Annotated in this window: 23 protein-coding genes; 4 read left to right on the top strand and 19 right to left on the bottom strand. The window is 70.2% G+C overall.

Translation table 11 applies throughout. From position 1 onward, the window contains the following. Positions 1 to 39: 39 nt before the first annotated feature. Positions 40 to 654 (top strand): DUF882 domain-containing protein, encoded by a 615-nt coding sequence (locus DJ017_RS09785; RefSeq protein WP_111528545.1) that lies wholly within the window; start codon positions 40 to 42, stop codon positions 652 to 654. Positions 655 to 677: 23 nt separating this feature from the next. Here the strand turns inward: DJ017_RS09785 and DJ017_RS09780 are convergent, their stop codons facing one another. The 5 genes from DJ017_RS09780 to DJ017_RS09760 all read right to left on the bottom strand — a co-directional run bounded on the left by DJ017_RS09780 (position 678) and on the right by DJ017_RS09760 (position 11,333). After that, positions 678 to 2,360: a tetratricopeptide repeat protein gene (locus DJ017_RS09780; RefSeq protein WP_111528544.1), complete on the bottom strand. Its 1,683-nt coding sequence runs from the start codon at positions 2,358 to 2,360 to the stop codon at positions 678 to 680. Further along, a complete protein-coding gene (locus DJ017_RS09775) occupies positions 2,357 to 4,420 on the bottom strand; it encodes an O-linked N-acetylglucosamine transferase, SPINDLY family protein (RefSeq protein WP_111528543.1) in 2,064 nt (687 codons plus the stop codon). The genes DJ017_RS09780 and DJ017_RS09775 overlap by 4 nt, the downstream gene beginning before the upstream one ends. Positions 4,421 to 4,600: 180 nt before the next feature. Beyond that, the gene (locus DJ017_RS09770; RefSeq protein ID WP_111528542.1) at positions 4,601 to 9,787 is read right to left on the bottom strand and encodes a beta strand repeat-containing protein; all 5,187 of its coding nucleotides are present in this window, start codon (positions 9,785 to 9,787) and stop codon (positions 4,601 to 4,603) included. 214 nt (positions 9,788 to 10,001) lie between these two features. Then, the gene (locus DJ017_RS09765; protein WP_133255429.1) at positions 10,002 to 10,379 is read right to left on the bottom strand and encodes a hypothetical protein; all 378 of its coding nucleotides are present in this window, start codon (positions 10,377 to 10,379) and stop codon (positions 10,002 to 10,004) included. Between the two features lie 123 nt (positions 10,380 to 10,502). Further along, positions 10,503 to 11,333: an enoyl-CoA hydratase/isomerase family protein gene (locus DJ017_RS09760; protein ID WP_111530040.1), complete on the bottom strand. Its 831-nt coding sequence runs from the start codon at positions 11,331 to 11,333 to the stop codon at positions 10,503 to 10,505. Positions 11,334 to 11,453: 120 nt separating this feature from the next. On the opposite strand from DJ017_RS09760, the gene DJ017_RS09755 reads away from it, so the two are divergent. After that, positions 11,454 to 12,062 (top strand): DUF2239 family protein, encoded by a 609-nt coding sequence (locus DJ017_RS09755; protein ID WP_111528540.1) that lies wholly within the window; start codon positions 11,454 to 11,456, stop codon positions 12,060 to 12,062. Here DJ017_RS09755 and DJ017_RS09750 read toward each other — a convergent pair. Next, positions 12,026 to 12,436, bottom strand: coding sequence for a DUF4112 domain-containing protein (locus tag DJ017_RS09750; protein ID WP_111528539.1), 411 nt, complete (start codon positions 12,434 to 12,436; stop codon positions 12,026 to 12,028). The two genes, DJ017_RS09755 and DJ017_RS09750, sit on opposite strands and share 37 nt — an antisense overlap. A gap of 217 nt (positions 12,437 to 12,653) precedes the next feature. Between DJ017_RS09750 and DJ017_RS09745 the strand changes: the two genes are divergently transcribed. Beyond that, complete coding sequence (locus tag DJ017_RS09745; RefSeq protein WP_111528538.1) at positions 12,654 to 13,130, top strand: hypothetical protein; 477 nt, start codon at positions 12,654 to 12,656, stop codon at positions 13,128 to 13,130. Positions 13,131 to 13,196: 66 nt separating this feature from the next. After that, positions 13,197 to 13,739 (top strand): hypothetical protein, encoded by a 543-nt coding sequence (locus DJ017_RS09740; RefSeq protein ID WP_111528537.1) that lies wholly within the window; start codon positions 13,197 to 13,199, stop codon positions 13,737 to 13,739. Here the strand turns inward: DJ017_RS09740 and dgcA are convergent. The 13 genes from dgcA to DJ017_RS09675 form a co-directional block, all read right to left on the bottom strand. Then, positions 13,705 to 14,688, bottom strand: coding sequence for an N-acetyl-D-Glu racemase DgcA (gene dgcA, locus DJ017_RS09735; protein ID WP_111528536.1), 984 nt, complete (start codon positions 14,686 to 14,688; stop codon positions 13,705 to 13,707). The genes DJ017_RS09740 and dgcA overlap by 35 nt on opposite strands. A 10-nt stretch (positions 14,689 to 14,698) precedes the next feature. Continuing rightward, complete coding sequence (locus DJ017_RS09730; protein WP_133255427.1) at positions 14,699 to 17,287, bottom strand: polar localization protein TipN; 2,589 nt, start codon at positions 17,285 to 17,287, stop codon at positions 14,699 to 14,701. A gap of 151 nt (positions 17,288 to 17,438) precedes the next feature. Next, entirely contained in the window at positions 17,439 to 17,657 is a 219-nt protein-coding gene (locus tag DJ017_RS09725; RefSeq protein ID WP_133255426.1) for a hypothetical protein, read from the bottom strand. Positions 17,658 to 17,768: 111 nt separating this feature from the next. Further along, entirely contained in the window at positions 17,769 to 17,978 is a 210-nt protein-coding gene (locus DJ017_RS09720) for a hypothetical protein (RefSeq protein ID WP_133255425.1), read from the bottom strand. An 11-nt stretch (positions 17,979 to 17,989) separates the two neighbouring features. Beyond that, on the bottom strand, positions 17,990 to 18,910 hold the full coding sequence (locus tag DJ017_RS09715) for a fatty acid desaturase family protein (RefSeq protein ID WP_165830586.1): 921 nt from the start codon (positions 18,908 to 18,910) through the stop codon (positions 17,990 to 17,992). Further along, positions 18,907 to 20,133: a beta-ketoacyl-[acyl-carrier-protein] synthase family protein gene (locus DJ017_RS09710; protein WP_111528531.1), complete on the bottom strand. Its 1,227-nt coding sequence runs from the start codon at positions 20,131 to 20,133 to the stop codon at positions 18,907 to 18,909. Before DJ017_RS09710 ends, DJ017_RS09715 begins: the two co-directional genes overlap by 4 nt. Continuing rightward, positions 20,133 to 20,381: an acyl carrier protein gene (locus tag DJ017_RS09705; RefSeq protein ID WP_111528530.1), complete on the bottom strand. Its 249-nt coding sequence runs from the start codon at positions 20,379 to 20,381 to the stop codon at positions 20,133 to 20,135. The genes DJ017_RS09710 and DJ017_RS09705 overlap by 1 nt, the downstream gene beginning before the upstream one ends. Next, a complete protein-coding gene (locus tag DJ017_RS09700; RefSeq protein ID WP_111528529.1) occupies positions 20,378 to 21,160 on the bottom strand; it encodes a MipA/OmpV family protein in 783 nt (260 codons plus the stop codon). Before DJ017_RS09700 ends, DJ017_RS09705 begins: the two co-directional genes overlap by 4 nt. After that, positions 21,157 to 21,552, bottom strand: coding sequence for a DMT family transporter (locus tag DJ017_RS09695; protein WP_111528528.1), 396 nt, complete (start codon positions 21,550 to 21,552; stop codon positions 21,157 to 21,159). The genes DJ017_RS09700 and DJ017_RS09695 overlap by 4 nt, the downstream gene beginning before the upstream one ends. Next, a complete protein-coding gene (locus tag DJ017_RS09690) occupies positions 21,549 to 22,664 on the bottom strand; it encodes a GNAT family N-acetyltransferase (protein ID WP_111528527.1) in 1,116 nt (371 codons plus the stop codon). The genes DJ017_RS09695 and DJ017_RS09690 overlap by 4 nt, the downstream gene beginning before the upstream one ends. Beyond that, positions 22,657 to 23,520: an alpha/beta hydrolase gene (locus tag DJ017_RS09685; RefSeq protein ID WP_111528526.1), complete on the bottom strand. Its 864-nt coding sequence runs from the start codon at positions 23,518 to 23,520 to the stop codon at positions 22,657 to 22,659. Before DJ017_RS09685 ends, DJ017_RS09690 begins: the two co-directional genes overlap by 8 nt. Beyond that, entirely contained in the window at positions 23,517 to 23,888 is a 372-nt protein-coding gene (locus DJ017_RS09680; protein ID WP_111528525.1) for a DMT family transporter, read from the bottom strand. The genes DJ017_RS09685 and DJ017_RS09680 overlap by 4 nt, the downstream gene beginning before the upstream one ends. Continuing rightward, positions 23,885 to 24,802, bottom strand: a complete 918-nt coding sequence (locus DJ017_RS09675) for an arginase family protein (RefSeq protein WP_111528524.1) — start codon at positions 24,800 to 24,802, stop codon at positions 23,885 to 23,887. Before DJ017_RS09675 ends, DJ017_RS09680 begins: the two co-directional genes overlap by 4 nt. Positions 24,803 to 24,805 lie beyond the last annotated feature (3 nt).

Raw genomic sequence — 24,805 nt, 5'->3', positions numbered from 1 at the left:
TCTAGCCAGCGTGAACGAACGCCGGCCAAGGGAGGATGCATGATCGCAGCCCGGCGACAGGTTCTGTTCGGTTTCGGCGCTATCGCCACGGCCGCCGCCATTCCATCCGTCCTCCAGAGCGAGGTCATGAAGCGCGCTCCGCTGGTCGCGCCCGACGCAACGCTTCCGGCCGCGCCCGCCGTGCTGCGCGGCGCGATGGCCGATGCGCGCAAGCTCGTGCTGCACAACCTGCACACCGGCGACACCTTCAACGAGGTCTATTTCGAGAAGGGCGGCTATGTGCCGGACGCCCTCGCCGAGGCCCAGCGCGTGCTGCGCGACTGGCGCAATGGCGAGGAGCACTTCATGGACCCGAAGCTGTTCGACGCCCTGCACGGCATCTCGCAGAAGCTCGAGACCAGCCAGCCCTTCCAGATCATCTCCGGCTACCGCTCGCCGAAGACCAACGCCATGCTCCACGAGCGCAGCGCCGGCGTGGCCAGCCACAGCCAGCACATGCAGGGCAAGGCCTCGGACATCCGCGTCCAGGGCGTCGAGCTCTCGAACGTCCACAAGGCCGCCCTCGCCCAGAGGGCCGGCGGCGTCGGCCTCTACCCCGTGTCGGATTTCGTGCACGTCGACGTGGCTCGCGTCCGCACCTGGACGGGCTCGTAGGACAGGCTCCTAGCGAGGGTTCCTCAGGCGGCGCTCGGCTGCGGCGCGCCCTCGCCCAGCACCCGCGGATCGCGCTCCAGGCTCGAAGTGTCGAAGCCGTGGAACAGCGACAGGAAGCGGAACGGATGCTCCTGGTAGCTCGGGTACATGACGTTGTTGATGTCCGAGCGAGTGTCGAAGTAGCCGATCCGCGCCCCCGGCGCATTGGCCTGAAGGTTGTGGCGGCCGAGAGTCAGGGCGACCTGGTCGATCCAGCGCGTCACCTCCGCCCCTGAGAGGCGGTTCTCCAGATAGCCGGCCACCGCGTCGATGAAGGTGCGGGCGTTCGCCGTCGGATTGGCCATCAGCAGGTTGGCCGTGATCCGCGAGCCGGGATTGAAGGTCAGCTCGTTCTCGTTGAGCACCACGTCCTCGTGGGCGTGGGCGGCGAGCAGGTCGGCCACGCCGCGCTGCAGGAGAAGGTCGATATCGGAGACAAACACCGGCCGCTGCAGCCTGTCGAGCAGGGCTCCCAGCCGCAGGAAGCGCACCGACTGCAGGTGGGCCACGGGCTTCTCGGTCCAGACCTTCGGCGGTGCGTCGTAGATCTTCACCGTCGCTTCGGCCGGATCGAAGTCGCAGGCCATGAACACCAGCCGCTCGTCATCGACCCCGACCTTGGCGGCGATGCGATCGAGCGCGCCCTGGCCGCCGATCACATGGATGACGGTCAGGTACGGCGCGTCGGCATAGCGCCGCACGGACAGCGCATACCAACGGGCGTAGAGGTCCACATAGGCCTCGTCCGCCGCAGCGAAGAACACGCACTCCGCGCCGAGCTTGTCGGCGCGCGCCTTCAGGGATTTCCAGTCCAGCCTCTCGCCCGACGCCGACATCATCTCGACCTTGCCGGCGGGGCGCTTCGCCGGCGGCTTGAGGGCGAGATCCATGTCGAGCGCATCCATCAGCACCCGGTAATGGCACTCCCAGGCGGCGAGTTCGCCGGGCTCGGTCTGCACTTCGAGCGCCCTCGCCGCGGCCAGGAGTTGGTCGAGCTGTTGGCGGGAGCGGGGCGTCAGCGGCCGGCAGAGGATCAGGCCGGCGGCGTCGTGCAGGTCGCGCAGGCGCAGAAGGGCGTGGCTCTCCGGCGCGGGCGACAGCGCCAGGGTGAAGCGATGCTCGATCTCGGAGGCGAGGTCGCCCGCCGCATGGGCGTGGTCCGCGGCCAGCGTGCGCGCCTCGCGATCCAGCGGCTCGAGCGCCACGATGGCCTCGGCGTAGCGACGCGCCGGCTCGGCGCGGCCGAGCGTCTGGTTGCAGGCCATGGCGGTGCGCAGCATGGCGAGGTTCTGCGGCAGCAACTCGGCCAGGGCCGCAGCATAGCGCTCGGCCTCGGCCACCTCGTTGCGCGACAGGTGGGCGTTGAAGCGGTGGATGCCCGCCTCGGCCTGCGCCTGGATCGCGGTCAGCAGCTCCTGGGTCACGCCGCGCGCCTTGAGCGCGTTCAGCTGCGCCATCGCATCGAGGTTCCGGCCCGTCTCGGCCAGCATTTCGACGAGGAGCAGCCGCAGGTCGGTGCGGCCCGGATGCAGGGTGGCGATATGCTCCAGGATCGGCAGGGCGTGGCCGACGCGGCCCTCCTGGCGCAGCAAGACGGCGACGCCGAGCAGTTGCGCAAGCTGGGCGTCGGCCTGGGCCGGTGTCATGGGCGGCGGAAGCTGGCTCATGAGGCGCGCGGTCTCCGGGAGCGGGCCTTGGCTGCGTCATTGGCGGCGGCTTCGCCGGTCCACAGGCGTCCGTCCGGCTGCAGCGGCCGCACCAGGTGCCGGCGCGCCAGGGCCGCGCGGTAGAGCTCGGCGTAGTCGGCTCGCAGCATCAGGTCCTCGGCCTCGTGGTCGATGTCGAGGCCGGCGGCCATGTAGGCCGCAAGGTTGGTCAGGTCGGGCGCGGGCAGGCGCCCCGACTGATGGTCGGCGACCATCTGGCCGTAGAGGCCCTCCAGCCGGGTGACCAGCTTCTCCATATTGAAGAGGTCGCAACTGTCGCGGCCCCGTTGCAGGCGGGCGCGCAGCTCCGCCAGGCGCGGACGGTCGCTGGCCAGCGCCATGGCGAGGGCGATGTAGTCCTCCTCGTTCTCGACCACGAGCTCGGGCAGGCCGGCGGCCCGCACCAGGCTGCCGCAGACCCGGCTCGCGAAGGCGCGGCCCGAGATGGTGATCATCGGCACGCCCATCCACAGGGCGTCCGAGGCCGTGGTGTGGGCCCCGTACGGCGAGGTGTCGAGGAACAGGTCGGCGAGCGGATAGCGGGCCAGGTGGTAGGCGTTGGCGAGCTTCGGCGCGAAGACGAGGCGCGCGCGTTCGACGCCGTTCGCCTCCGCGAAGGCCCAGAGACGCTCGTGCGTCTCCGGCGTGCTGGCCAGGAGCCAGAGCACGCTTCCCGGAACCGCCTTGAGGATCTTCAGCCAGCGCTCGAAGGTGAAGCGGCTGATCTTCTGCGAGCCGTTGAAGCAGCAGAACACGAAGGCGTCTTCTGGCAGGCCCGCGTTGGCGCGGGTGGGCCGGGTCGGGTCGACCACTCGCTTGCGGTCGTTGGGCTGGTAGCAGGGCAGCCGCACCACCTCTTCCGAGTAGTAGGCCTCCGAGCCGGGCGGCGTGATCCAGTCGTCGCCGATGATGTAGTGATGGTAGGGCGAACCCATGGTGCCGGGGAAACCCAGCCAGTTCACCTGGATGGGCGCCGGACGGCGGGCGAAGATCGCCGTGCGGGAATCCCGCGTGTGCCCGTTGACGTCGACCAGGATGTCGATCTCGTCCTCGGCGATCAGCTTTGCCGCCGCCGCGTCGTCCAGCTCGCGGATGTCCCGCCAGTGCTCGATCGTCGGCTTCAGGCGCGCCTGCAGGCCGGTCGGATCCGGGATCCCGCAGTAGTAGGCGAAGACCTCGATCTTCTCGCGGTCATGCAGGGCGAACACCTCGGCCATGAGGTAGCCCACCGCATGGTCGCGCAGGTCGGAGGAGACATAGCCGACGCGCAGCCGGCGGCCCTTGAGGTCCACGGGCGCGTGCCGCCGGTCGGCCGCCTCCCCCGGTTCCTCGCGGATGGAGGTCTCGACGTAGTGGGCCGCGGCGGCGAGCTGCAGCAGCGGGTCATCGGTGTAGACGGCCATGGACAAGGGGTGCATCGCCCCCACCATCTCGCGCCGCGACAGGCTCTCGCGCGGGGCGGCGACCGGCCATTTGCACTGCGCCATGCGCACGGCGACGTACTGCTCGATCACCTCCCGCTGGTGCGGATTGATGTCGAGGGACTCGGCCATGGCCTCCTCGGCCGCGGCCGGATTCTGCTGCTCCCCCTGCACCCGAGCGATCTGCTTGAGGGCGGCGAGCTTGTACTGGACCGCCTGGCCGGTGATCGGCGCGAGGCGCGCGAGGACGGCGTTCCACTGTTCCAGGCCTGCGGCCGCCGCGCCCGACTTTTCGAGGACGCCGCCGAGATTGATGTAGCCCGGCAGGAAGTCGGGGTTGACCGCCAGCGCGGCCTCGAGGAGCTGGCGCGCGGTCGCGACGTCGCCCGTCTGGCTCGCCAGGACCGCGCCGTTGAACTGGGCGACGAAGCGCTGCGGATGCTCGCCGTTGGCGTTCAGCCACATGCGGTAGAGCTGGATCGCCTGGGCCGCCTGGCCGCTGTCGGCAAGCCGTCCCGCGGCGCCGATCAGCTCCGGCAGGCCAATGTCGCCCCCACTGCTGACCTTCTGGAGCGTTGCGACGAGAAGGTCTTGGTTCACAAGGCGGCCCAGCTCGATCCGAAGCGCGGCGACTCCCCCCGGAGGCGTCGCGGCCAAGGTGGGGCCATCATGGTGAGCCAATGGTTAACGCGCGCCGGCGCATGGCCTCGGGGGATCGCGGCAAAGAAAAGCGCCAGGCGGTGACCGCCTGGCGCTTCAGGATGGAGACTTGTCCGTCCGTTAGGACAGGTAGGCCGCGATCTGGGTCGAGTCCATGGCCTGGACCTGTGTCTGGGTGAACGCCGCCCTCAGGCCGGTGGTCATCGCCGCGATGTTGGTCGAGGTGAGGCTCTGCACCTGGGTCGTCGACAGGCCCGGGATCTGGCTCGCCTTCAGCTCGCCGACGTCCGTAGTGGTGAGGGCCGCGATGACCGTCGAGGTCAGGCCGCCGAGCTGGCTCGCCGTGAGCTGGCCCACCTGGGTGGCGGACAGTTCGTGGAAGTCGGCGGCCGAGAGCCCCGCGATCTGGGTCTTCGAGAAGGACTGCAGCTGGGTCGCGCCCAGAGCCTGCACCTGGGTCTGGCTGAGCGCCGAGACCGCGGCGGAGGTCAGGCTCGAGAGCTGAGTGCCCGCCAGGTAGCCGATCTGCGTCGAGCTGAGCTCGCCGATGTCGCCGGCCGTCAGGCTCTGCACCTGCGTGCTGGTCAGGGCCTTCAGAGCGGTCGAGCCGAGCTGGCTCACCTGGGTCGAGGTCAGGGCGGAGAAGTTGGCCGCCGACAGCGCCCCGATCTGGCTCGCCGTGAAGGCGGCGAGCTGGGTCTGATCGAACTGGCCGACCCGCGTGGTGTCGAAGCTCTTCACCTGCGTCGTCGTCAGGCCCTTCAGCTGCGTGCCGTTGAGCAGCGCGATCTGGGTGCCGGACAGGTTGGCGAGACTGGCGGTCTGCAGGGCGCCGAGCTGGGTGGCCGTCAGGCCTTGCAGCTGGGTGTCCGTCAGGGCCGCCGTCTCGGTGGCGTCGAGCGTCCCCACCTGGGTCGCGGTCAGGCCCTTGATCTGGGTGCCGTCCAGCTTCGAGAACTGGGTGGGCGTCAGGGCCTGCAGCTTGGTGGTCGAGAGGCCGCCGAGCTGGGTCGAGCTCAGGCCGCCGATCTGCGTCGCGTTGAGCAGGGCGACGTTGGTCGAGGTCAGCCCGTTCAGCTGGGCGGCGCTCAGCTGGCCGACCTGGGTCGCCGACAGCTCGCCGAGGAAGGTCGAAGAGATCGCGCCCAGCTGGGTCAGGGTCAGGGCCTTGATGGCCGTGGAGCCGAGGCCGTTCACCTGGGTCTGGTTGAGGACCGACAGATTGGCCGCCGCTAGCGCCGCTATCTGGGTGCCGCCCAGCGCGCCGAGCTGGGTGTCGGCCAGTTCGCCGACGTCGGTGGTCGACAGGCCACCGATCTGGGTGGCGGTCAGCGCCTTCACCTGGCTGGTGTTCAGGGCGGCCACCTGGGTCGAGCTGAGGGCCGAGAAGGCCGCAGCCGAGAGGGCGCCGATCTGGGCAGGCTTCAGGGCCTGGAGCTGGGTCGCGGAGAATTCACCCACGTCGGTGGTGGAGAGGCCGGCGATCTGGGTGGCGGTCAGGCCGCCGAGCGCCGTCGCGCCGAGCTTGGCGACCTGGGTGCCGTTGAGCGCCGAGAGGTCCGTGACGCTCAGCGAGGCCAGCTGGGCCGCCGAGAGCGCGCCGACCTGGGTGTCGGCCAGTTCGCCGATGTCGGTGGTCGACAGGCCGCGCAGCTGAGCGCCCGTCAGGCCGGCGATCTGGGTGGTGCTGATCGCCGCCACCTGGGTGGAGGTGAGGGCCGAGAAGGCCGTCGCCGTCAGAGAGCCGAGCTGGGTGCCCGTCAGGGCCGCGATCTGGGTGTCGGCGAACTCACCGACGTCCGCGGTCGTCAGGTTCTTCAGCTGGGTCGCGGTGAAGCCCTTGACCTGGGTCGCGTCGAACGAGGCGATGTGGGTCTGGTCGAGGCTCGAGACCGCGGTCCAGGACAGCTGGCCCACCTGGGTGGCCGTCAGCTGGTTGAGCTGGGTCGTCGTGAACTGGCCGACGCCGGTGGTCGTCAGGCCGCCGAGCTGGGTGCTGGTGAGCGACTTGACGTGGGTGGCGTCGAGCGCCGCGAACTGGGTCGCCGTCAGCTGGCCCACCTGGGTGGCCGACAGGGCGCCAAGCTGGGTCGCGGTCAGGTTGTTCAGCGCCGTGGCGTCCAGCTCGTTGAGGTCGGCCTGGCCGAGCGACTTGAGCTGGGTGGTGGTCACGCCATGCAGTTGGGTCGGCGTGAAGGCGTTCACCTCGGTGGCGGTCAGCGACCCCACGTTGGTGTTCGAAAGCTTGCCGATCTGGGTGGCGTTGAGCTGGCCGATCTGAGTCACCGAGAAGGAGTTCAGATTGGCCAGGCCCGAGATCTGGGTCGCGGTGAGCGCGCCGATGTGGGTCTGATCGAGCGCCTGGAACTGGGTCGCCGTGAGCTGGCCGAGCTGCGTCGCAGAGAGCGCGCCGAGCTGGGTCGAGGTCAGGTTGTTCAGCGCCGTGGCGTCGAGTTCGTTCAGGTCCGCCTGGCTGAGCGAGGCCAGCTGCGTGTTGGTGATGGCGTGCAGCTGCGTCGCCGTGAAGCCGTTCACCTCGGTGGCGGTCAGCGAGCCGAGATTGGTGTTCGACAGCTTTGAGATCTGGGTCGCCGAGAGCTGGCCGATCTGGGTCGCCGAGAACGAGTTCAGGTTCGCAAGGCCCGAGATCTGCGTCGCGTTGAGGGCGCCGATGTGGGTCTGATCGAGCGACTGGAACTGGGTCGCGGTGAGCTGGCCGAGCTGCGTCGCCGAGAGGGCGCCGAGCTGCGTCGAGGTCAGGTTGTTCAGCGCCGTGGCGTCGAGCTCATTGAGGTCCGCCTGGCTCAGCGACTTGAGCTGGGTGGTGGTCACCCCGTGAAGTTGGGTCGGCGTGAAGGCGTTCACCTCGGTGGCGGTCAGCGACCCCACGTTGGTGTTCGACAGCTTGCCGATCTGAGTGGCCGACAGCTGGCCGATCTGGGTCGCCGAGAAGGAGTTCAGGTTGGCGAGACCCGAGATCTGCGTCGCCGTCAGCGCGCCGATGTGGGTCTGATCCAGCGCCTGGAACTGGGTCGCCGTGAGCTGGCCGAGCTGCGTCGCAGAGAGCGCGCCGAGCTGGGTCGAGGTCAGGTTGTTCAGCGCCGTGGCGTCGAGCTCATTCAGGTCCGCCTGGCTGAGCGAGGCCAGCTGCGTGTTGGTGATGGCGTGCAGCTGCGTCGCCGTGAAGCCGTTCACCTCGGTGGCGGTCAGCGAGCCGAGATTGGTGTTCGACAGCTTGCCGATCTGGGTCGCCGAGAGCTGGCCGATCTGGGTCGCAGAGAACGACGTCAGGTTCGACAGCCCCGAGATCTGGGTCGCCGTGAGCGCGCCGATGTGGGTCTGATCGAGCGACTGGAACTGCGTGGCCGTGAGCTGGCCGAGTTGGGTCGCCGAGAGGGCGCCGACCTGAGTGGACGTCAGGTTGTTCAGCGCCGTGGCGTCGAGCTCGTTGAGATCCGCCTGGCTCAGCGACTTGAGCTGGGTGGCGGTGATCGCCCGCACCTGCGTCGCATTGAAGGCGTTGACCTCGGTGGCCGTCAGCGAACCCAGGTTGGTGTTCGACAGCTTGCCGATCTGGGTCGCGTTGAGCTGACCAATCTGCGTCGCCGAGAACGAGTTCAGGTTGGCCAGGCCCGAGATCTGGGTTCCGGTGAGGGCGCCGATGTGGGTCTGGTCGAGCGCCTGGAATTGGGTCGCCGTGAGCTGGCCGAGCTGCGTCGCCGACAGGGCGCCGAGCTGCGTCGAGGTCAGGTTGTTCAGCGCAGTGGCGTCCAGCTCGTTGAGGTCAGCCTGGCTGAGCGAGGCGAGCTGGGTGTTGGTGAGGCCGTGAATCTGGGTCGCGTTGAGCGCGTTGACCTCGGTGGCGGTCAGCGACCCGAGGTTGGCGTTCGAGAGCTTGCCGAGCTGGGTCGCTGAGAGCTGGCCGATCTGGGTCGCCGAGAACGAGGTCAGGTTGGCCAGGCCCGAGATCTGCGTCGCCGTCAGCGCGCCGATGTGGGTCTGATCCAGCGCCTGGAACTGGGTCGCCGTGAGCTGGCCGAGCTGCGTCGAGGACAGCGCCCCGACTTGGCTGGCCGTCAGGTTGTTCAGCGCCGTGGCGTCGAGCTCGTTGAGGTCGGCCTGACCCAGCGACTTGAGCTGGGTCGTGGTGATCGCCCGCTGTTGCGTCGCGTTGAAGGCGTTGACCTCAGTGGCCGTGAGCGAGCCCAGGTTGGTGTTCGACAGCTTGCCGATCTGGGTCGCGTTCAGCTGCCCGATCTGGGTGGCCGAGAACGACGTCAGGTTCGCCAGGCCCGAGATCTGGGTCGTGGTCAGCGCGCCGATGTGCGTCTGGTCGAACGCCTGGAACTGGGTGGCCGTGAGCTGGCCGAGCTGGGTGACCGACAGCGAGCCGAGCTGGGTGGCGGTCAGGTTGTTCAGCGCCGTGGCGTCCAGCTCGTTGAGGTCCGCCTGGCTGAGCGACTTGAGCTGCGTGGTCGTGATGCCGCGCACCTGGGTCGCGTTGAAGGCGTTCACCTCGGTCGCGCTGAGGGCGCTCAGGTTGGTCGACGACAACGCGCCGATCTGGCCGGCCGACAGCTGGCCCACCTGGGTCTGAGTGAATTCGAGGAAGTCGGCGTTCGAAAGGCCGGCGATCTGCGAGGCGGTAAGGCCGCCGATCTGGGTCTGGCTGAGGGTGCCGACCTGGGTGGCGGTCAGGGCCGACAGCTTGGTCGCGTTCAGCGCCGCGAGCTGAGAGCTGGTGACGCCCGCGATCTGGGTGGTGTTGATCGCCGACAGCTGGGTCGTGGCCAGGCCCGAGAACTGCGCGGATGACAGCTGGCCGAGCTGCGTCGAGGAGAACTCGCCGATGTCGGTGGTCGACAGGCCCGCAAGGTCGGTCGTGCTGAGGCCCTTGACCTGCGTCGAGGTGAGCGCGCCGATCTGGGTGGCGTTCAGCGAGGAGAAGTTGGCGGCCGAGATGCCGCCGAGCTGAACCACGCTCAGGGTCTTGATGTGGGTCGCGTCGAAGCCGGCGAGCTGGGTGGTGGTGAAGGCGCCGACCTGGGCCGCCGAGAGCGCGGTCAGCTGAGTGGTGTCGAAGACCAGGGCGTTGTTGAAGGCCGCGATCTGGGTCGCGGTCAGGCCCTTGGCGTTGACCGAGGTGATGCCCTGGATCTGGGTCGCGTCGAGGACGGCGATGTCGGTGACGTTGATGGCGCCGAGCTGGGTCGCGCTGAGCGATGCGATATCCGTCTGCGTCAGCGACTGGATCGTCGTAACCGACAGGGCGGCGATTTGAGCCGTCGAGAGAGCCGAGATCGACATCGAACCATCCTGGTTTTTACGAGCGATATTCTGTCGCCCGTTGGATAAACCGTACGCACACTCGCCGAAGCGTTCCGGATGGTTGGTACCGACGCCAGCTTTCTAAATGGTTACTCGGTTGCAGTCGGGGCCCGTTCTTGGGGCCAGGTTGCATTGACCTCGCCTTGATTTGGCGGGGCAGCCTGTCTGGGCGCGCACGGCGCGCTATTCCCTGTCAGTTGACCGAAGCTGTCGTGACTGCGGGGTGACGCCACCCGCGGGCGTGCGCCCACTCGTGCGCCTTGAGGGCTTCGCGCTCGGCGCGGCTCGGCCAGGCCTGAGCGTCCGGCAGCACCACCTCGTCCAGGGCCGGGATGTAGCAGGCTTGGTAGTAGCCGCGCTTCGGCGCCCCAAGGAAGCGAGCGCAGTATCGTTGCAGCGCGAAGGGATCGTCGAAATCGCGCTCCCGCGTGTGGCCTGAGAGCGTCGGCCCGGACGCGAACTGCGGCGGCGGCGGCTCGACCGCCCGCACCAGACTGAGGGCCTGGGCCGGCGCGGCGCCGGTCAACCAGGCCGCGGCCAGGCAAGCGGCCGCCGGAACATGTACGCGCAAGAACCCTTGTCACCCGTCCGTTGAGGAGGGTGCAGGAACTCATGCGTTCAGGGGCCGGTTCGAGCTTGGCCAGGCGGCCGCCGCCCAGATCACGGGCCTTTGTTTTACTTAAGCTTCCCGGCCTCAGCGGCCTTCGAAGCGCGGCGGACGCTTCTCCAGGAACGAGGTCATGCCCTCGCGGAAGTCCTGGGTGCGGGCCAGTTGCAGGAACTGCAGGAAGACGTGGTGGACGTGATCGTTGAACGTCTCCTCCTGGCCCATGCGCATCAGCCGCTTGGCCGACTGCACCGCCAGCGGCGCGTTGGCGGCGATCTCGGCGGCGAGCGCCCGGGCCCGGCTCATCAGCTCTGCGTCTGGAACGACCTCGTTGGCGAGCCCCATCTCCAGGCTCTCCTGGGCCGACAGGGTGCGGCCCGTGAAGATCAGCTCGGCCGCCTTGGACCAGCCCAGCATGCGCGGCAGGTACCAGGTGCCGCCGCTCTCCGGCACGACCCCGCGCTTCACGAAGGCGGCCGCCAGCTTGGAGCTCTCGCCCATGATGCGGATGTCGCAGCCCAGCGCCGTATCCATGCCATAGCCCGCGGCCGCGCCGTTGATGGCGCAGATCGTCGGCTTGTCCATGGCGAACAGCACCGTGGGCGGGGTGTTGCGCAGGTCGAGGTTCACCGAGACCGAGTTGGACATGGCCGCCGAGCCGATGCCGGAGCCCTTGGTGGCGTCCACCAGATCGAGGCCGGCGCAGAAGGCGCGGCCCGTGCCCGTCAGGACGACCACCCGCACCTCGGGATCGGCGTTGGCCTTGAGCAGCAGCTCGGTCAGCAGGTTCAGCATCGGGCCCGAGATGGTGTTCATCCGGTCGGGCCGGTTCAGGGTGATGACGGCGATCCCGTCAGCCGCTTCGTAGAGCACGTCCTCCGCCTGGGCGGCGCTCGGCTTGTTCAGGGTCTCGCTCATGTGGGCCATCCGCTTACATTGTCAGGCAAGAGCTAAGCCCCCCGCCGCCACGGCAGGCAAGCGGATTGCGGCGCCTCGGATCGCATTGCATAAATCGCCCGGGTAGAATAACGCCAACCCATGACCGACGTGGCCCAGCGCCCCTGCACCGCCTTCGAAGGCGATCGCCAGATCGCGGCGGGGCCGCTGGGGCAGGTCGCGCTTGCAGTGAAGGCGCGCCAAGACGCGCAGGCTGGCCCACTGCTTGTCTTCGATGACGTGACCGGTCGCGTGCTCGACCTGGACCTCAGGGGCGACGAGGCGGCGATCCGTTCGCGCCTGCCCGCGTTGGCCTCCCTCTTCGGCGCCCTAGGCGAGACGGACGATCCCCCGACCCCGGCGGGGCCGCGGGGCCGCGGCCGACCCAAGCTCGGCGTGGTCGCCCGCGAGGTCACGCTGCTGCCGCGGCATTGGGCGTGGCTGGCGGCGCAGCCGGGCGGCGCCTCCGTGGCGCTGCGCAAGTTGGTCGACCAGGCGCGCCGCGAGAGCGCGGGCGATGATCTGCGGCGGCAGAGCGCGGAGGCGGCCTATCGCGTGATGGCGGCCCTGGCCGGCGACAGGCCCGCCTTCGAGGAAGCCTCCCGGGCCCTCTTCGCGCGCGACGCCGGACGGCTGGACGAGGCCATGCGCGATTGGCCGCGCGACCTGGCGCGCTACGTCGCTAGCCTGGCGTTCCGCGGCGAAGGCTGAGGCCGCGCGCCGCCGGGAACGGGCCCGAAGCGCCGTTCGATATCCCTCTGCAGCGCCCGCGCCGCCATCAGGTGCCCGCGGAAAAGCGTGTCCATGGCCCAGCCGATGACGGGAACCTCGGTCATGGCGCTGTTGGCCGTCAGATAGAGCCCCATGCGGATCAGCGTGCCGCCCGAGGCGCCCGCGCCGATGGCCTCATAGATGAGGATCCCGCCCGCGCCGACGCTGTAGAGGAGGTTCGCACCGGGAACCCAGGCCAGCACCCCGTCGAGCCCGATGCCCCACGGGCCGATACGGATCAGGTCGTCCGACAGTCTTCGGATGCGCTCGGCGATGCGCCAGGCGCGCTCGGCGCGTTCGGGGGTGACCACCATGAAATGACAACGCGCCGGCGCTTGAGGGGCTCCGCCAATCCGGTTCCCGACACTCTTGATTACTCATTTTGGGAATTTCCAAGCCGCACCGTGGCGCTTCAAATGGTGACGCTGGAGATTAGATTTCCCCCAATCTGAGTACCATGCGACATGACGACAACTTATTACTTGAGCGCGGTCAAAATTATATCTCGCGCCTCGGAATAACAGGCGCACCATGACCATCCGCTCTTATCCCACCAAGATCACCGCGCGTCCCCTTGCCGCGAAGATCTTCACTTGCGTCGTTCTTACGGCTGCCGCAGCGCCTGCGGTCGCCCTGGCCAAGGCCACGCCGCTCGTGACCACCCTGCCGCCCACCGAGACCGCCACCGCGCGCGCCGTGGAGGCGCCGCCCCTGCGCTACACCGAGGGTCCGACTCTCACCGGCAAAACCTGGATGCTGGAATTGCCCGACGCGCGGCAGGTCGACCAGCTTTGCACCCAGACCCTCGGCCCGACCTGGCCGCGGGGCGGCTATTGGATGGGCTGTTACGACGGCCGCCTCGACGTGGTCATCGTGCCGGCCAAGGGCGCCTGGCCGTCCGAGGTGGAGCGCAAGGCGCTGATGGTCCACGAGTGGGCCCACGCGCGTGGCTGGAAACATGAGGCCGACGGCCGGTTCGGCCGACCGTTCGCCGCCCTCGCCCGCTGAGGCCATACCGCACCTACTTTGACGGCGCGCAATGTCGCCGGCGCAGAGCTGGACCATGGACCGGGCATGGACCGGCGCCTACAGCTCCGAAGTTCGCCGTCGCGCGTTCGACGGTTCCTGAGGGCGCTCGGCTCCATCCTGGCGACCTGGTCGGCTATCGGCGCCGGCGCTATCAGCCTCGTGCTTCTCAATCCCCAGCCGCTCGAGCCGCCGCCGCCCGTGCCGCGGGTGCGCGCGGTCGAGCCGCCGCCGCAGGAGTTCGCCGCCGGCCCGACGCTCACCGGCCACACCTACGAGCTCGATCTCGATGACGTTTTCAAGGTGAGCTACCTGTGCACCCTCGCGCTTGGTCCCACCTGGCCGCCGGGCGGCTACTGGATGGGCTGTTACGACGCCCGTATGGACGCCGTGATCGTGCCCGCGAAGGGCGCGTGGCCCTCGGAGACGGAGCGGCGAGCCCTGGTGGCGCACGAGTGGGCCCACGCCCGCGGCTGGCGACACGTCAACGACGGGAAGTTCGGACGGCCGCCGCCCGGCACCCAGTACGCCCAGGAGCCGCGGGTGCCGGTGCTGCCTAGCCCCACAGCGACGGTGACGGCGGCTCGATGAGCGAGCCCAGGATCGACAGCCCCGGCTCGCGGTCCCTGGCCAGCAGCAACGGCCCGTCGAGATCGGCGACCTCCGCGCCCTTGGCGAGAATCAGGGCCGGCGCGATCGCGAGTGAGGTCGCCACCATGGAGCCGACCATCAGACCCAGCCCCCTCGCCCGGGCCTCGGTCGCCAGGGCTAGCGCCTCGGTCAGGCCGCCTGCCTTGTCGAGCTTGACGTTCACCACCGCATAGCGGCGCGCACAGGCCGCGAGTTCGGCGCGGGTATGGAGGCTCTCGTCGGCGCACAGCGGGACCGGGCTTTCGAAGCCCTCCAGGGCCGCGTCCTCGGCGGCCGGCAGCGGCTGCTCCAGGAGCTTGACCTCGAGCCGCGCCAGCTCGCCGGTGACCGGCGCGAGATCGCCGGCCCTCAGCCCCTCGTTGGCGTCGACGATCAGGCGGGTGCGTGGGGCGGCGTGGCGGACCGCCTCCACGGCCGCCAGGTCGTCGGCCGAGCCGATCTTGAGCTTCAGCATCGGACGCCGGGCGTTGAGACGCGCCGCCTCAGCCATCGCCTCCGGGGGCCCAAGACTGATGGTCAGGGCGGTCTTCACCGGGTCGAGGCGCGAGCGGCCGATCAGCTCCCAGGCGCGCCGCCCGGCGCGCTTCGCTTCGAGGTCCCAGAGCGCACAGTCGATGGCGTTGCGCGCTGCGCCGGGCGTCAGCGTCGACTGCAAGGCCGCGCGGTCGAGCCCTTCGGCGACAGGACCGGCGAGGCTCTGGACCTGGGCGACGACGCCCTCGACCGTCTCGCCGTAACGCGCGTAGGGCACGGCCTCGCCGCGACCGCGATGGGGGCCGTCCTCGATCTCCACGACGACGACCTCGGCCTCGGTCTTGGCGCCGCGGGAGATCACGAAAGCCTGGGCGAGCGGCCAGCGCTCGGACCGGACACTGAGCCGAGGGGCCACGCGCCGGGTCCTAGACCGCGTCCCCCGCAGCCGTGTCGAGCAGCAGGTAGAGCCGGCCGCCGCTTTCGGCGAGCATGCCGGCCAGCAGGAAACCCTCCGGATCGCGGACCGCGGCGTCCTGGATCAGCGTCTGGTAGCGACGGATGTAGGTCAGGGCCTGGCGCTTCACCCCCGCGTCGGTCGAGAGCCTGCGGCTGATGCGCCGCGTAGCAGCCGGCGCGAGGCGCTTGACCACCTGGCGCGCGCCGTCCCCATCACCGGTCTGCACGGCCGCGGCGATCTCATCGATCCGCGCCTTCGGGAGCAGCTTGTCGGGCTCGACGCCCATGCGCTCCAGCTCCGCCCCGAGCTGATCCTGAAGGCGTTCGCCTTCGGCCTCGGCGCCGTCGATGGAAGCCAGCAGGTCCTTCCAGGTCCAGGCCTCGCCGCCTTCGCCCTCTTCCGCCTCGTCGTCAGAGGCAGGCTTGGCTGCGGGCGGCCCGCCGGCGGCCTCGAACACGGCCGAGAACTCGGCGTCGGTGGCGGTGGGCGTCAGCTTCAGCCGCGGGCGCAGGCCGATCTGGTCCGCCAAGTCCGCGCCGGACGGCTCCGCCGCAGCGGCGGGGGCCGCGAGTTCGTCCAGCTCCAGGGCGTCGTCCGCCACAGGCTCGGGCGCCGGCGAAGACGGAGGCGCGGTCCTCGCCTTGACCTGGGCCGAGATCCGGCCGCTGGCGGCGCGCGGCGCCGGCTGCGTGGGCGTTGGCGCCACGATCGGAGCGACCGCGATCGGCGCCGCCGCCGTCGCGGTGCCCATCAGGCGCACGGCCTCGCTGAGCATCTCGAAGTTGCGCCGCACCCGCTCCTGGAAGGCGACGTCGATGGCCTGCGCCTCCTCGGCGGTGCGGTGCGCAGCGGCCATCAGCTCGTCCATTCCGTGCAGCACCGCGGAGCGGACCTCCTCGGACTGCGCCTTGGCGCTGGCCGGCAGGCGCTGGGCCCGAGCCTCGATCTCGCCCAGCATCCCGGCGAGCTCGTCGAGGGAGGCGCGCGCCGCGGCCGCGCCTTCGTCGAGTTTCCGAGCCGTGGCCGCGCCCGCCTCTTCCACCATCTTCGAAGACTGCTCGACGAGGGCCTTGGCCTCCTCCAAGCGCTTCTCGAAAACCTGGTTGGCCTTCTGACCGGCGGCGAAGGCGGCTTCCGAGAGCTGCTCGACCTGCTCCTTGGCCGTGGCCGCGTGGGCCGCGGCCGCCTGCCGGGTCTCCTCGGCGGCGGCGTGCAGGGCCTCGATCGCCGCGCGGGTCTGAGCCTCCAACTGGCGGCGCTGCTCGGCGGCGGCGTCGGACACCGCCTCGAGGGACTGCAGCGTCGACTGGCCGAACTCCTCGCGCTCGGCGCGGGCGGTCTCGGCCAGGTCGCGGAACTGCGCGGCAGCCTCCGCCATCAGCCCCTTCAGGGCCTCGCCGCCCTTGGCCGCCCGGTCGCTCATCTCGACCGCCGACAGCCGCGCCTGGCTGATGAATTCCGCGAGGCGCGCCGCGTGGGCTTCGGCTTCGGCCGTGAAGGACTCGTTGTCGGCCCGAAGCGCCGAGGCGAGGGTCGTCAGCGCCGCGCGCTGCTCGGAGAGTCCGATTTCCACCGCCTTGACCTGCTCGGAGACGCCGACGCCGGCGGTCTCCAGGCGGGCGATGTGGCGGGTCAGGTCCTCGCCGGCCGTACGGGCGGCGTCGCTCGCCTCGCCCGCCGCGGCGGCGAGGTCCGCGGCCCGGGCGGACAGCTGCGCCTCGGCTTCGCGCAGTTGGGTGTCGGCCAGCTCGGCGGCGTCCGAGACCATCTTGGCCTGCTGGCCGATGGCGTCGGTGACGCGGGTCGCCTGGGCGTCCAGCGTCATCGCCAGCTCGCTCATCTCGACGCGCTCGCGGCCGAGTTCTCCGGCGAGATCCTTGGCGGTGCGCACCGAATGGGAGGTGGTCTCGGCGAGGCGTTCGGCCTCGAGAGCCAGGGCGTCGCGAAGGGCGAGCAGGGTCTCGCGGGCTTCGTCGGCCGCGCCGCCGGCCCGCAGGATCTCGTCCCGGACGCCCTGCACGACATGGCCCGCCTGCGCCGCGGCGGTCAACGCCGGCGCCAGCATCTCGTCGGCCATCGCCTTGGCGCGCCTGGCCTCGTAGGCGAGCTTCTGCGCCTGGCGGATCATGTAGGCTCCGCCCCAGACCAGGATCGCGGGCCCGATCGAGAGCAGGCTGAAGACGGCCAAGGCGAAGGCGTCGTTGTTCAGCGGGGCCACGGCGTGGCGGTAGCCCACGGCGAAGGCGAGCGGCGCAAATCCCCACATCACCGAGACCGCCAGGGCGGTCAGGTAGATCGGCCACGGCGAGGGCGGCGCGAATTCCACCGCCTCGAGCGCATCCGGCGGTTCGGGACGGCGGGCGGGCACACGCGGCTCGGCCGCGGCGAGCTTGGCGTTCATCTGGGGTGGTTGCAGCGGCGCGGCCGGTTCGGGGATCGCGACCGGCTCGGCCGTCGCGGCCGAAGGCGTTTCGCCCGAAGACATCTCGGCTGGCGTCAGCCCCTCGTCGTTCGAGGCTCCGAAATCCATCGGCGGGCGACGGCTGTTGCTTCTCATGCGCGCACTTCCGAGACGGGCGCGTCGAGACCTTGAAGAGCCCCGCCCCCGCGCCAGCTTCCGGAAGCCACCTTACGACAGATCAGTGGCGCGAACAGCCGCCATGCGCACGCCTGGCGCGCGGTTGCGTCTCAGCAGCCGGAGGAAGGCCCTAGACCTTGGCGTCGACGGCGGGACGCACCCGCCGGATCGGACAGTCAGCGATCTTCTGCGGCGCCGGGGCGGCCGCATGGCTCCGGGCCACGACGCGCTCGGCGCCTACCGTCGGCTTTTCGACCGGCAGGGGCTCGAGGGTCAGGCCGAAATGGGAAAAGGCGGCCGCGGAGGAATGCACCACCACGGATGCGACGATACCCGTCAATGTCGCCATCGCCGCCCCCCTCAGCCAGCTCGAATCCGTCGAGCGACGTTATACGACACACCTCCGGTTGCGGCGATGGGTCGCTCCATGAAATTTCAGCAATGTTCGACCGGCGGGGCTTCAGCCCTTGGGCCGCGGCGCCTGCGCAGGCTTCGGCCCGGTCTGCGGCGGCTTGGCCGCGGGCGCAGTGGACGGCGCCTTGGGAGGCGCGCTGCGGGGCGGCGGCTCGGAGTCCCGCTTGCCCGGTTCGATGTAGATGGAATCCTTGCGCGAGCAGGCGGCCATCGCCGCCAGCGCCAATCCGACCATCAAGAGGATCCGCCCCCGCATCCTCGTCCTCCCTAATGCACGGCCGCCGGCCGCCCCTTGGCCGCGGTGGGCGTTCGCCACGTCCGCGGATCGAGGAAGCCCAGGAAATGAGCCGGCCCGATCACCGGGATCGGGGCCGCGTCCGTCTCGGCCATCATCTCCCGACGCAGCGACGCCATGCGGGTCCAGTGCTGCTTGGGTCGATAGTGGTGCTCGGCGTGGTAGCCGTTGTTCATGAACACGAGATTGTAGATCGGCTCGTAGGTCGAAACCCCCGTCGCTCTGGGCTCGTCCGGATCTGCGCCGAGGTGTTCGTAATAGGCGATCAGGAAGGAGAGCGACTGGCCGAGGTAATAGAACGGCGCGAGCACCAGGATGAACTCCCAGCGGATCGCCAGCAGCGCCGCATAGACGGCGATCATCACCCAGAACTCCTCCAGGGCGCGCCTTGCCTCGGCTGGCCGTTTGGCGCGGATCTGGCGGGCGACCTCGAAGGGGCCGTCGTCGCGCCAGAACCCCATGAACACGTAGGACAGCATCGGCTCGGCCTTCCCGTCCCGGCCGTGCCTGTAGATCGAGATCGGGTCCCGGGTTTCCCCCGCGGCGTCCGGCCGGTCGGAGTTGCCCGCGTGGTGCCGCATATGGACGTAGGCGTACATCGTCTGCGGCACGCCGTTCTCGAGCGTCAGGGCGAAGGCGGTGATCCGGTTCGCCAGCTTCGAGGTGAAGAACGGGTTGTGGATGAAGTTGTGGCTGATGGAGTCCTGGTTCCAGCCGATCGCGAAGGCGTAGAGCCCCGCCCCCGCCAGCCGCGCCGCCCAGGACAGCTGCGGCCAGGCCAGGAAGAAGACCACCAGGGCGGCGAGGTGCGCATAGACGAGCGCCGCCGGGATCGCGTCCCACGCCGTGTAGCGGAAGATCCGCCCGCCGGCTCGTCTCCGCTGGCCCGTCATGCCGCGAACGCCATGCAGACGTTGAGGCCGCCGAACGCGAAGGCGTTGACCAGGGCGTGACGCGCCGTGATCGGCCGCGCCTGGCCGGTGACCAGGGCGACGGCGCATTCGGGATCGGCCTCGCTGAAGTTCTGGATCGGCGGGGCAAAGCCGGCCTTGAGCGCCTGGAGCGCGATGACGGCCTGCAGGGCGGCCGACCCGCCAATCAGGTGCCCATGGGCGCTCTTGGTGGCGATGACCGGGTGACGGCCGGCGTCTTCACCGAAGACGGCCAGGATGGAGGCCGCCTCGTTCTTGTCGTTGAGCGGCGTGCCGGTGCCGTGCGCCGAGATCAGCACTTCCTCGGCGTTCGCGAGGCCGCCGTTGGCCACCGCCTGGCGCATCGCCCCGCTGGTGCCCTCTAGCGAGGGCTGGGTGATGTGGAAGGCGTCCGAGGTCATGCCCGCGCCGAGGAACTCGCCGAGGATCTCGGCCCCGCGCGCCTCGGCGTGCGCGTAGTCCTCGAGGATCAGGACCGCCCCGCCGTCGGCCATGACCATGCCGTCGCGGTCCTTCGAGAAGGGCCGGCAGGTCTCGCCGGCCAGGGCCTGGATGGCCATCCAGCCGGACATGCAGCCCGGCGTCGCGATCGCCTCGGAGCCGCCGACGATCGCAACGTCGGCGAGACCGGTCTGGATGAGCCCCGCGCCCTGCACCAGGGCGTGCGCCGAGGAGGCGCAGGCCGAGGAGACGGCGAACACCGGCCCGTGGACGCCGAACTGCATCGCCACCGCGCTCACCGCCCCCGAGACCATGATCTTCGGCACGGTCGCCGGATGCATGCGCTGGGTCTTGAGGCCGAAGTAGCGCTCGTAGCTCTTCTCCAGGGTCTCCTGTCCGCCCTGCCCGTGGCCGAGCACGATGGCCGTTCGCTGGGCAAGGGCCGGATGGTCGACGAGGCCGGCCTGGTCGAGGGCCTCGCCGGCGGCGCAGAGCGCCAGATGGGCGAAGCGGTCGAGGGTGGCCGACACCTTGCGGCCATGGCGCGCCTCGAAGCCGGCAGAGAAACCGTCGGCGGTCAGGGCCGCCGGCAAGGTCACCGGGTCCGGCCCGTACTGGCCGCCATCGAACAGGGTGGGCGCGATGCCCGAACGGCCTTCGCGCGCCGCCTCCCAGTTGCCGTGGGCGCCGACGCCCAGGGCCGAGACCGCGCCCAGGCCGGTGATGGCGATGCGGCGGGTCATCAGGCGGTGGCCTCGGCGTTGATGCGGCCAAGCAGGAAGTCGACCATCTCCCCGAGGGTCGACATCTGGGGCATGTCGCCTTCCTCGATCACCACGCCGTACTTCTCCTCGAGCTCGAAGAGCATGGAGATCAGGTCGAGCGAAGAGATGCCGAGGTCTTCCAGCGTGGCTTCGCGGACCAGCTTGGAGCGGTCGATGATGGCTTCCTGGGCGATGAGGTCGAGGAGCTCGGTTTCGGTGGCTTTCATTGGGAACGTCCTGCGGTCCCGGAGGACCAGTGGTAGGTGAGGCCGAGGGAAGTGGTGAAGATGTTGCGGCTGTCGAAGATCGGGCTCGGACGCAGCTGACCGACGATGCGGTCGGCCGAAAGCGCCAGCACCACGCGGACCTTGGGCGTGATCTGACGGGCCGCATCGAGCTCGCCTCCGACGGTCACGAAGTCCTCGTCGAGAAAACGCGGCAGGCCGAAGCGGGTCGCGGCGTGCGGGCGCAGGCCGAAGTATTCCTGGGTGAAATTGGCATCCGCCCACGACAGCCGCGCCTGACCGCCGAGCATCAGCTTCGGCGTCACCGGGGCGCCGGTCGAGAAGGAGAGGTCGCCCGACCAGCCGTCGTAGCCGCCCACCGCATGGCGTAGGCGCGCTTCGGCGACGCCGATCGGCGTGCGCCCCTCGACGAAGCCGCCGAGCTCGACGACGTCGCTCATCCGGAAGGCGCCCCGCGGCAGGGCGTCGTTGAACGACTGCCGGTACTCCGCGAGCGGTCCGGCGGAGACCGGCCCCCAGTTGAACGCGCGGAACTTGACCCCGTCGTCGAAGCTGATCGTCAGCCGGTCGCCATAGCTCGCCTCGACCACCGGCACGGCGTCGACGCGGTAGTGGTTCGATCCGATATGGTCGGGCCTGACGCGCGCCGCGCCGCCCCAATCCACCGTCCAGTCGCGGGAGGAACCCGAGCCTTCGGCCGCAGCGGGCCCCGCGACGAGGAGCGCGAGCGGCAGGCCGACGAGGAGGACGAGGCGCCTCATTCCGCCGCCTCCCCTTCGCCCAGCAGCCAGACGCCGGCGAGGATCGCCGCGCCGCCCACGATCTCGGCGAGGGTCACTGGCTCGCCGAGGACGGTCCAGCCCATGCCGATGACCAGCACGTAGCCGAGCGCTGTCATCGGGAAGGCGGCGCTGAGCGACAGGTTGGAGAGCACCACCATCCAGGCCGCGAAGGTGACGATCTCGCAGCCGATCCAGGTCTGCACCCAGGGCGAGCGGATCGCCGCCGCCAGCCAGCTGAGACCGAGCGGCACGCCCTGCATGGCGTGGGCCGTGCGGACCGCCAGGTACTGGTTGATCAGGCCCATGACGGGCATGGCCAGCCAGACGAGGGGCCGGGCGGCGCGGGCGCGGTGCAGGGCTGCGCTGGTCATGCGGCGCCCCTCTGCGGCGCGGGATCGTCGGCGAGCAGCGGCGCGGCCCATTGCAGGGCCCGGTTCACCAGCGGCCGGCGGTGACGGAAGTACATGTCGGCGCCGATCAGGCGGCTGCCCAGCCGGAGCTTGTTCTCGTAGGCCGCCTGGCCGCTCTGATAACGCTTGAGGCCGCGCTCCAGGCACAGCCGGACGTTCGTGAACCAGCTCACGAAGTAGAGGTTGAGCGCCGGCCCACGGGCGCTCTCCATGCAGAAGAATTTGTCGAGCAGGGTCTCGCCGTCCTGGAGCAGCAGGTTGAAGCCGATCAGCTCGTCCCCCGCCCAGTAGAGGACGCACAGGGCCCGCTCGCCCATCCGCGCGAGGACGCCCGCGAAATAGGCCGCGGTGAGGTCCTCGAACTGCAGGTCCGAACGCTCGCGGGTCTGGCGGTAGAGGTCGAGGATTCGCGGCTCGAGACCGGCAAGGTCGCTCACCACCTCGATGCGAAGCCGGTCGAGGACCTTCAGCTTGCGCCGCATGTCCTTGCGGGTGGCGTGGCTGAGCCGGGCCAGATAGCCGTCGAGGTCGGCGAAATCGATCGGCAGGACCGCGGTGGGCATGCCCGGCGTCTGCTGGTAGCCGATCGCTCGCGCGGCGCTCGCCCAGGCCTCGCGCTGCCCCTCCGGCGCGTCCTTGACGGCCAGCAGCCAGCAACCCGCCTGGGCCGCGGCCGTCTCGAAGCCCTCGAGCAGGACCCGCAGGAGTTCAGAGCGACGCTCCGCCGGAACGTCGGGTGCGAAGCCGAGCCCCGCGTCTTCCGTGCAGGGCGAGCCGAGGCAGGCCATGCGGACCGTGAAGGCCCGCGGAGCGATCCTGCGCGTCGCAGCCACCAGTCGGCGGCCAAGGTCGGTGAGCGTCGTGTCGAGCGAATAGTCGGTGAAGAAGCCCGGCGCGGCGGCGAGCACGCGCCCGCCCTCTTCCGCCACCGCGTAGCGCCAGTCGAAGCCGTCGAGCCCTGCGGCCTCGACCGCGGCCAGGTAATCGTAGCCCTCCAGCGCGCCGGGGAAGCAGGCGTCCCAGGCTTCGCGGCCGATCTCATCGACGGAGCGGACCACGCGCGCTTCAGGCATTCGCCGCCTCCGAAACGCGCGGCCGGACTGCGGCGCGCGGCGCGCCGAAGAAGTCGGCGGTGAGGTCGCCCACAAGGTCCCTTTGCCGGTCGACGTGGATCATGTGGTAGCAGTCGTCGAGCAGGTGCAGTTCGACCCGGCTACCGCCCAGCGTCTCCTGAAGGCGGTAGGCATTGCGCGGGTGACTCATGTCGTCGTCCTGCGCGTGCAGGATGAGGACGGGCTGGCGGATCTGCGGGCCCACCCGGTCGAGATGCGCGGCCAGGCGGTGCATCTCCGCCATGGCGCCCAGCGGCACGCGATCGAGCGCGCCCGGGATCACCGCCCCCTGGGCGGCGGTCATGCCGTCGCGCAGCCGCTCGTCCTTGAGGCCGAAGGGATAGGGCTCGACGAAGCTCATGCGCCGCACCAGCGGCAGGCCTGCGAACGGCTCGGCGAACGGCGCGATCGCCGAGTACCAGTGCTTCATGTTCCAGCCGTCGTAGCGGTAGGTCATCGAATAGACCGCTACGCCAGCGACCGACGGCTCCTCGGCGGCGAGCGCCAGGCCGAGCGCGCCGCCGACGCAGATTCCCGCGATGGCGACCTCGTCGTGGTCGCGCTTGAGGGTATGGTAGGCTTCCCGCACCGAACCCAGCCAGTCCGTCCAGCGCGTCCGGAGCAGGGTGGCCTCGTCGACGCCGTGGCCGGCGAGCAGGGGCGCGGCCACCGAGAAGCCGCGCTTGTGAAGGCGCTTGGCCAGGAACTTCATCTCACCCGGCGCGCCGGTCATCCCGTGCACGCACAGCACCGCCTTGCCCTGGCCGCCGTCGAGCCGGAACGTGAGGTCGCGGGTGGGCAGCTTGAACCGGCTCATGCGCCCGACACCCCGACCAGCAGGACGCCCGCAAAGATCAGGGCGGCGCCGGCCATCTGGCGCCGGCTCATCCGCTCGCGCAGCAGGACGAGCCCCGCGAGCGGCACTGTCGCGTAGGTGAGGGTCATGACCGGATAGGCCATGGACAGCGGGCTCTTCTGCAGCACCAGCACCCAGGCGATGCTCTCGACGATCCAGAGGAGGATGCCCGTCCAGATCAGCGGCTGGGTGAGAATGGCGCGCACGAATCCCGGCCGGCTCTCGGCCCGGCCGTTGCCGACCTTGAAGCTGAGCTGCTGGACCGTCTCGGCCGCGATGCAGAAACCGAGCAGACCCAGCGCCGCCGGAACGAGCTTCTCGGCGGTCATCGGCGAAGCTCCGTGAAGACCTCGAGCAGCCGCAGGTTCACCGCCTCGTTGAGCCGGTCGGCCTCGTCCGGACGTGGCCGCGACCAGGGCTGGTCGAGCATCGCCTCGCCCCGCTTCATCAGGCCGCCGAGCCCCAGGCCATAGTCTGGCTTGGACCAGTCGCCGACCACGTCTGCGCCGACGATGCGCCGCCCGCGCGAGACGCTGCGCACCGCAGCCGCCACGAACTCCAGGCTGGCGCGGCCCTGGTCCCAGTTGGTGACGGCGTCCTCCGCCCGGAGCACGTCCTTGTCGAGGGTCACATAGACGGAGCGCGTGGCGATCGCTGCGTCCAGCCGGTCGAGGAAGGCGGCCTCGCCGAGGGACTCGATGGTCGGCCAGGATCGGCCTTCCAGCGTCACCTCCGCGCGCCCGTCCGGCGCCGTCCAGGCGAAGACGTCGAGCTTGTTCTCCCAGATGAGTTCGAGGTCGCCCTCGTGCGCCTTCCTGCGCCCGATGTCGGGACTGCAGACGCCGACCGTCACGACACGGTCCACGCCGTCCATCCGCGCCGCCTGCCCCACCCACGAGCCGCAGTGCAGGCCCTGGGCGAAGCGCACCCAGTCCGGGTGATTGTCGAAGTGCAGCACGGTGACCGGCTCGCCGGCCATGGCCACGGCGCGCTCCAGGAGCAGCGGCGTGACGTGATGGAAATCGCCCGAGCCGGCGAACACGACCTCGGCCTCGCCGCGGGCCGGGAGCCCGTCCAGGATCCGCCCCCTCAGCTCGCCCAGCGTCCCGCGACGGGTCCACAGCCGCAGCGCAGGCCCGAGATCGCGGGCGCTCATGACACGTCCGCCACGCGCCAGTACGGCCCGCTCCAGGCTGCCCTGCCGCGCGAGGCTGTCGTCGAGCTGTAGGATCGCCGGACGCATCGG

Origin of the sequence: Phenylobacterium soli, from assembly GCF_003254475.1 — a bacterium.
GTDB lineage: Bacteria > Pseudomonadota > Alphaproteobacteria > Caulobacterales > Caulobacteraceae > Phenylobacterium > Phenylobacterium soli.
Note: the sequence above shows the minus strand (reverse complement) of the source record. Positions and strands in the feature narration are given on the sequence as shown.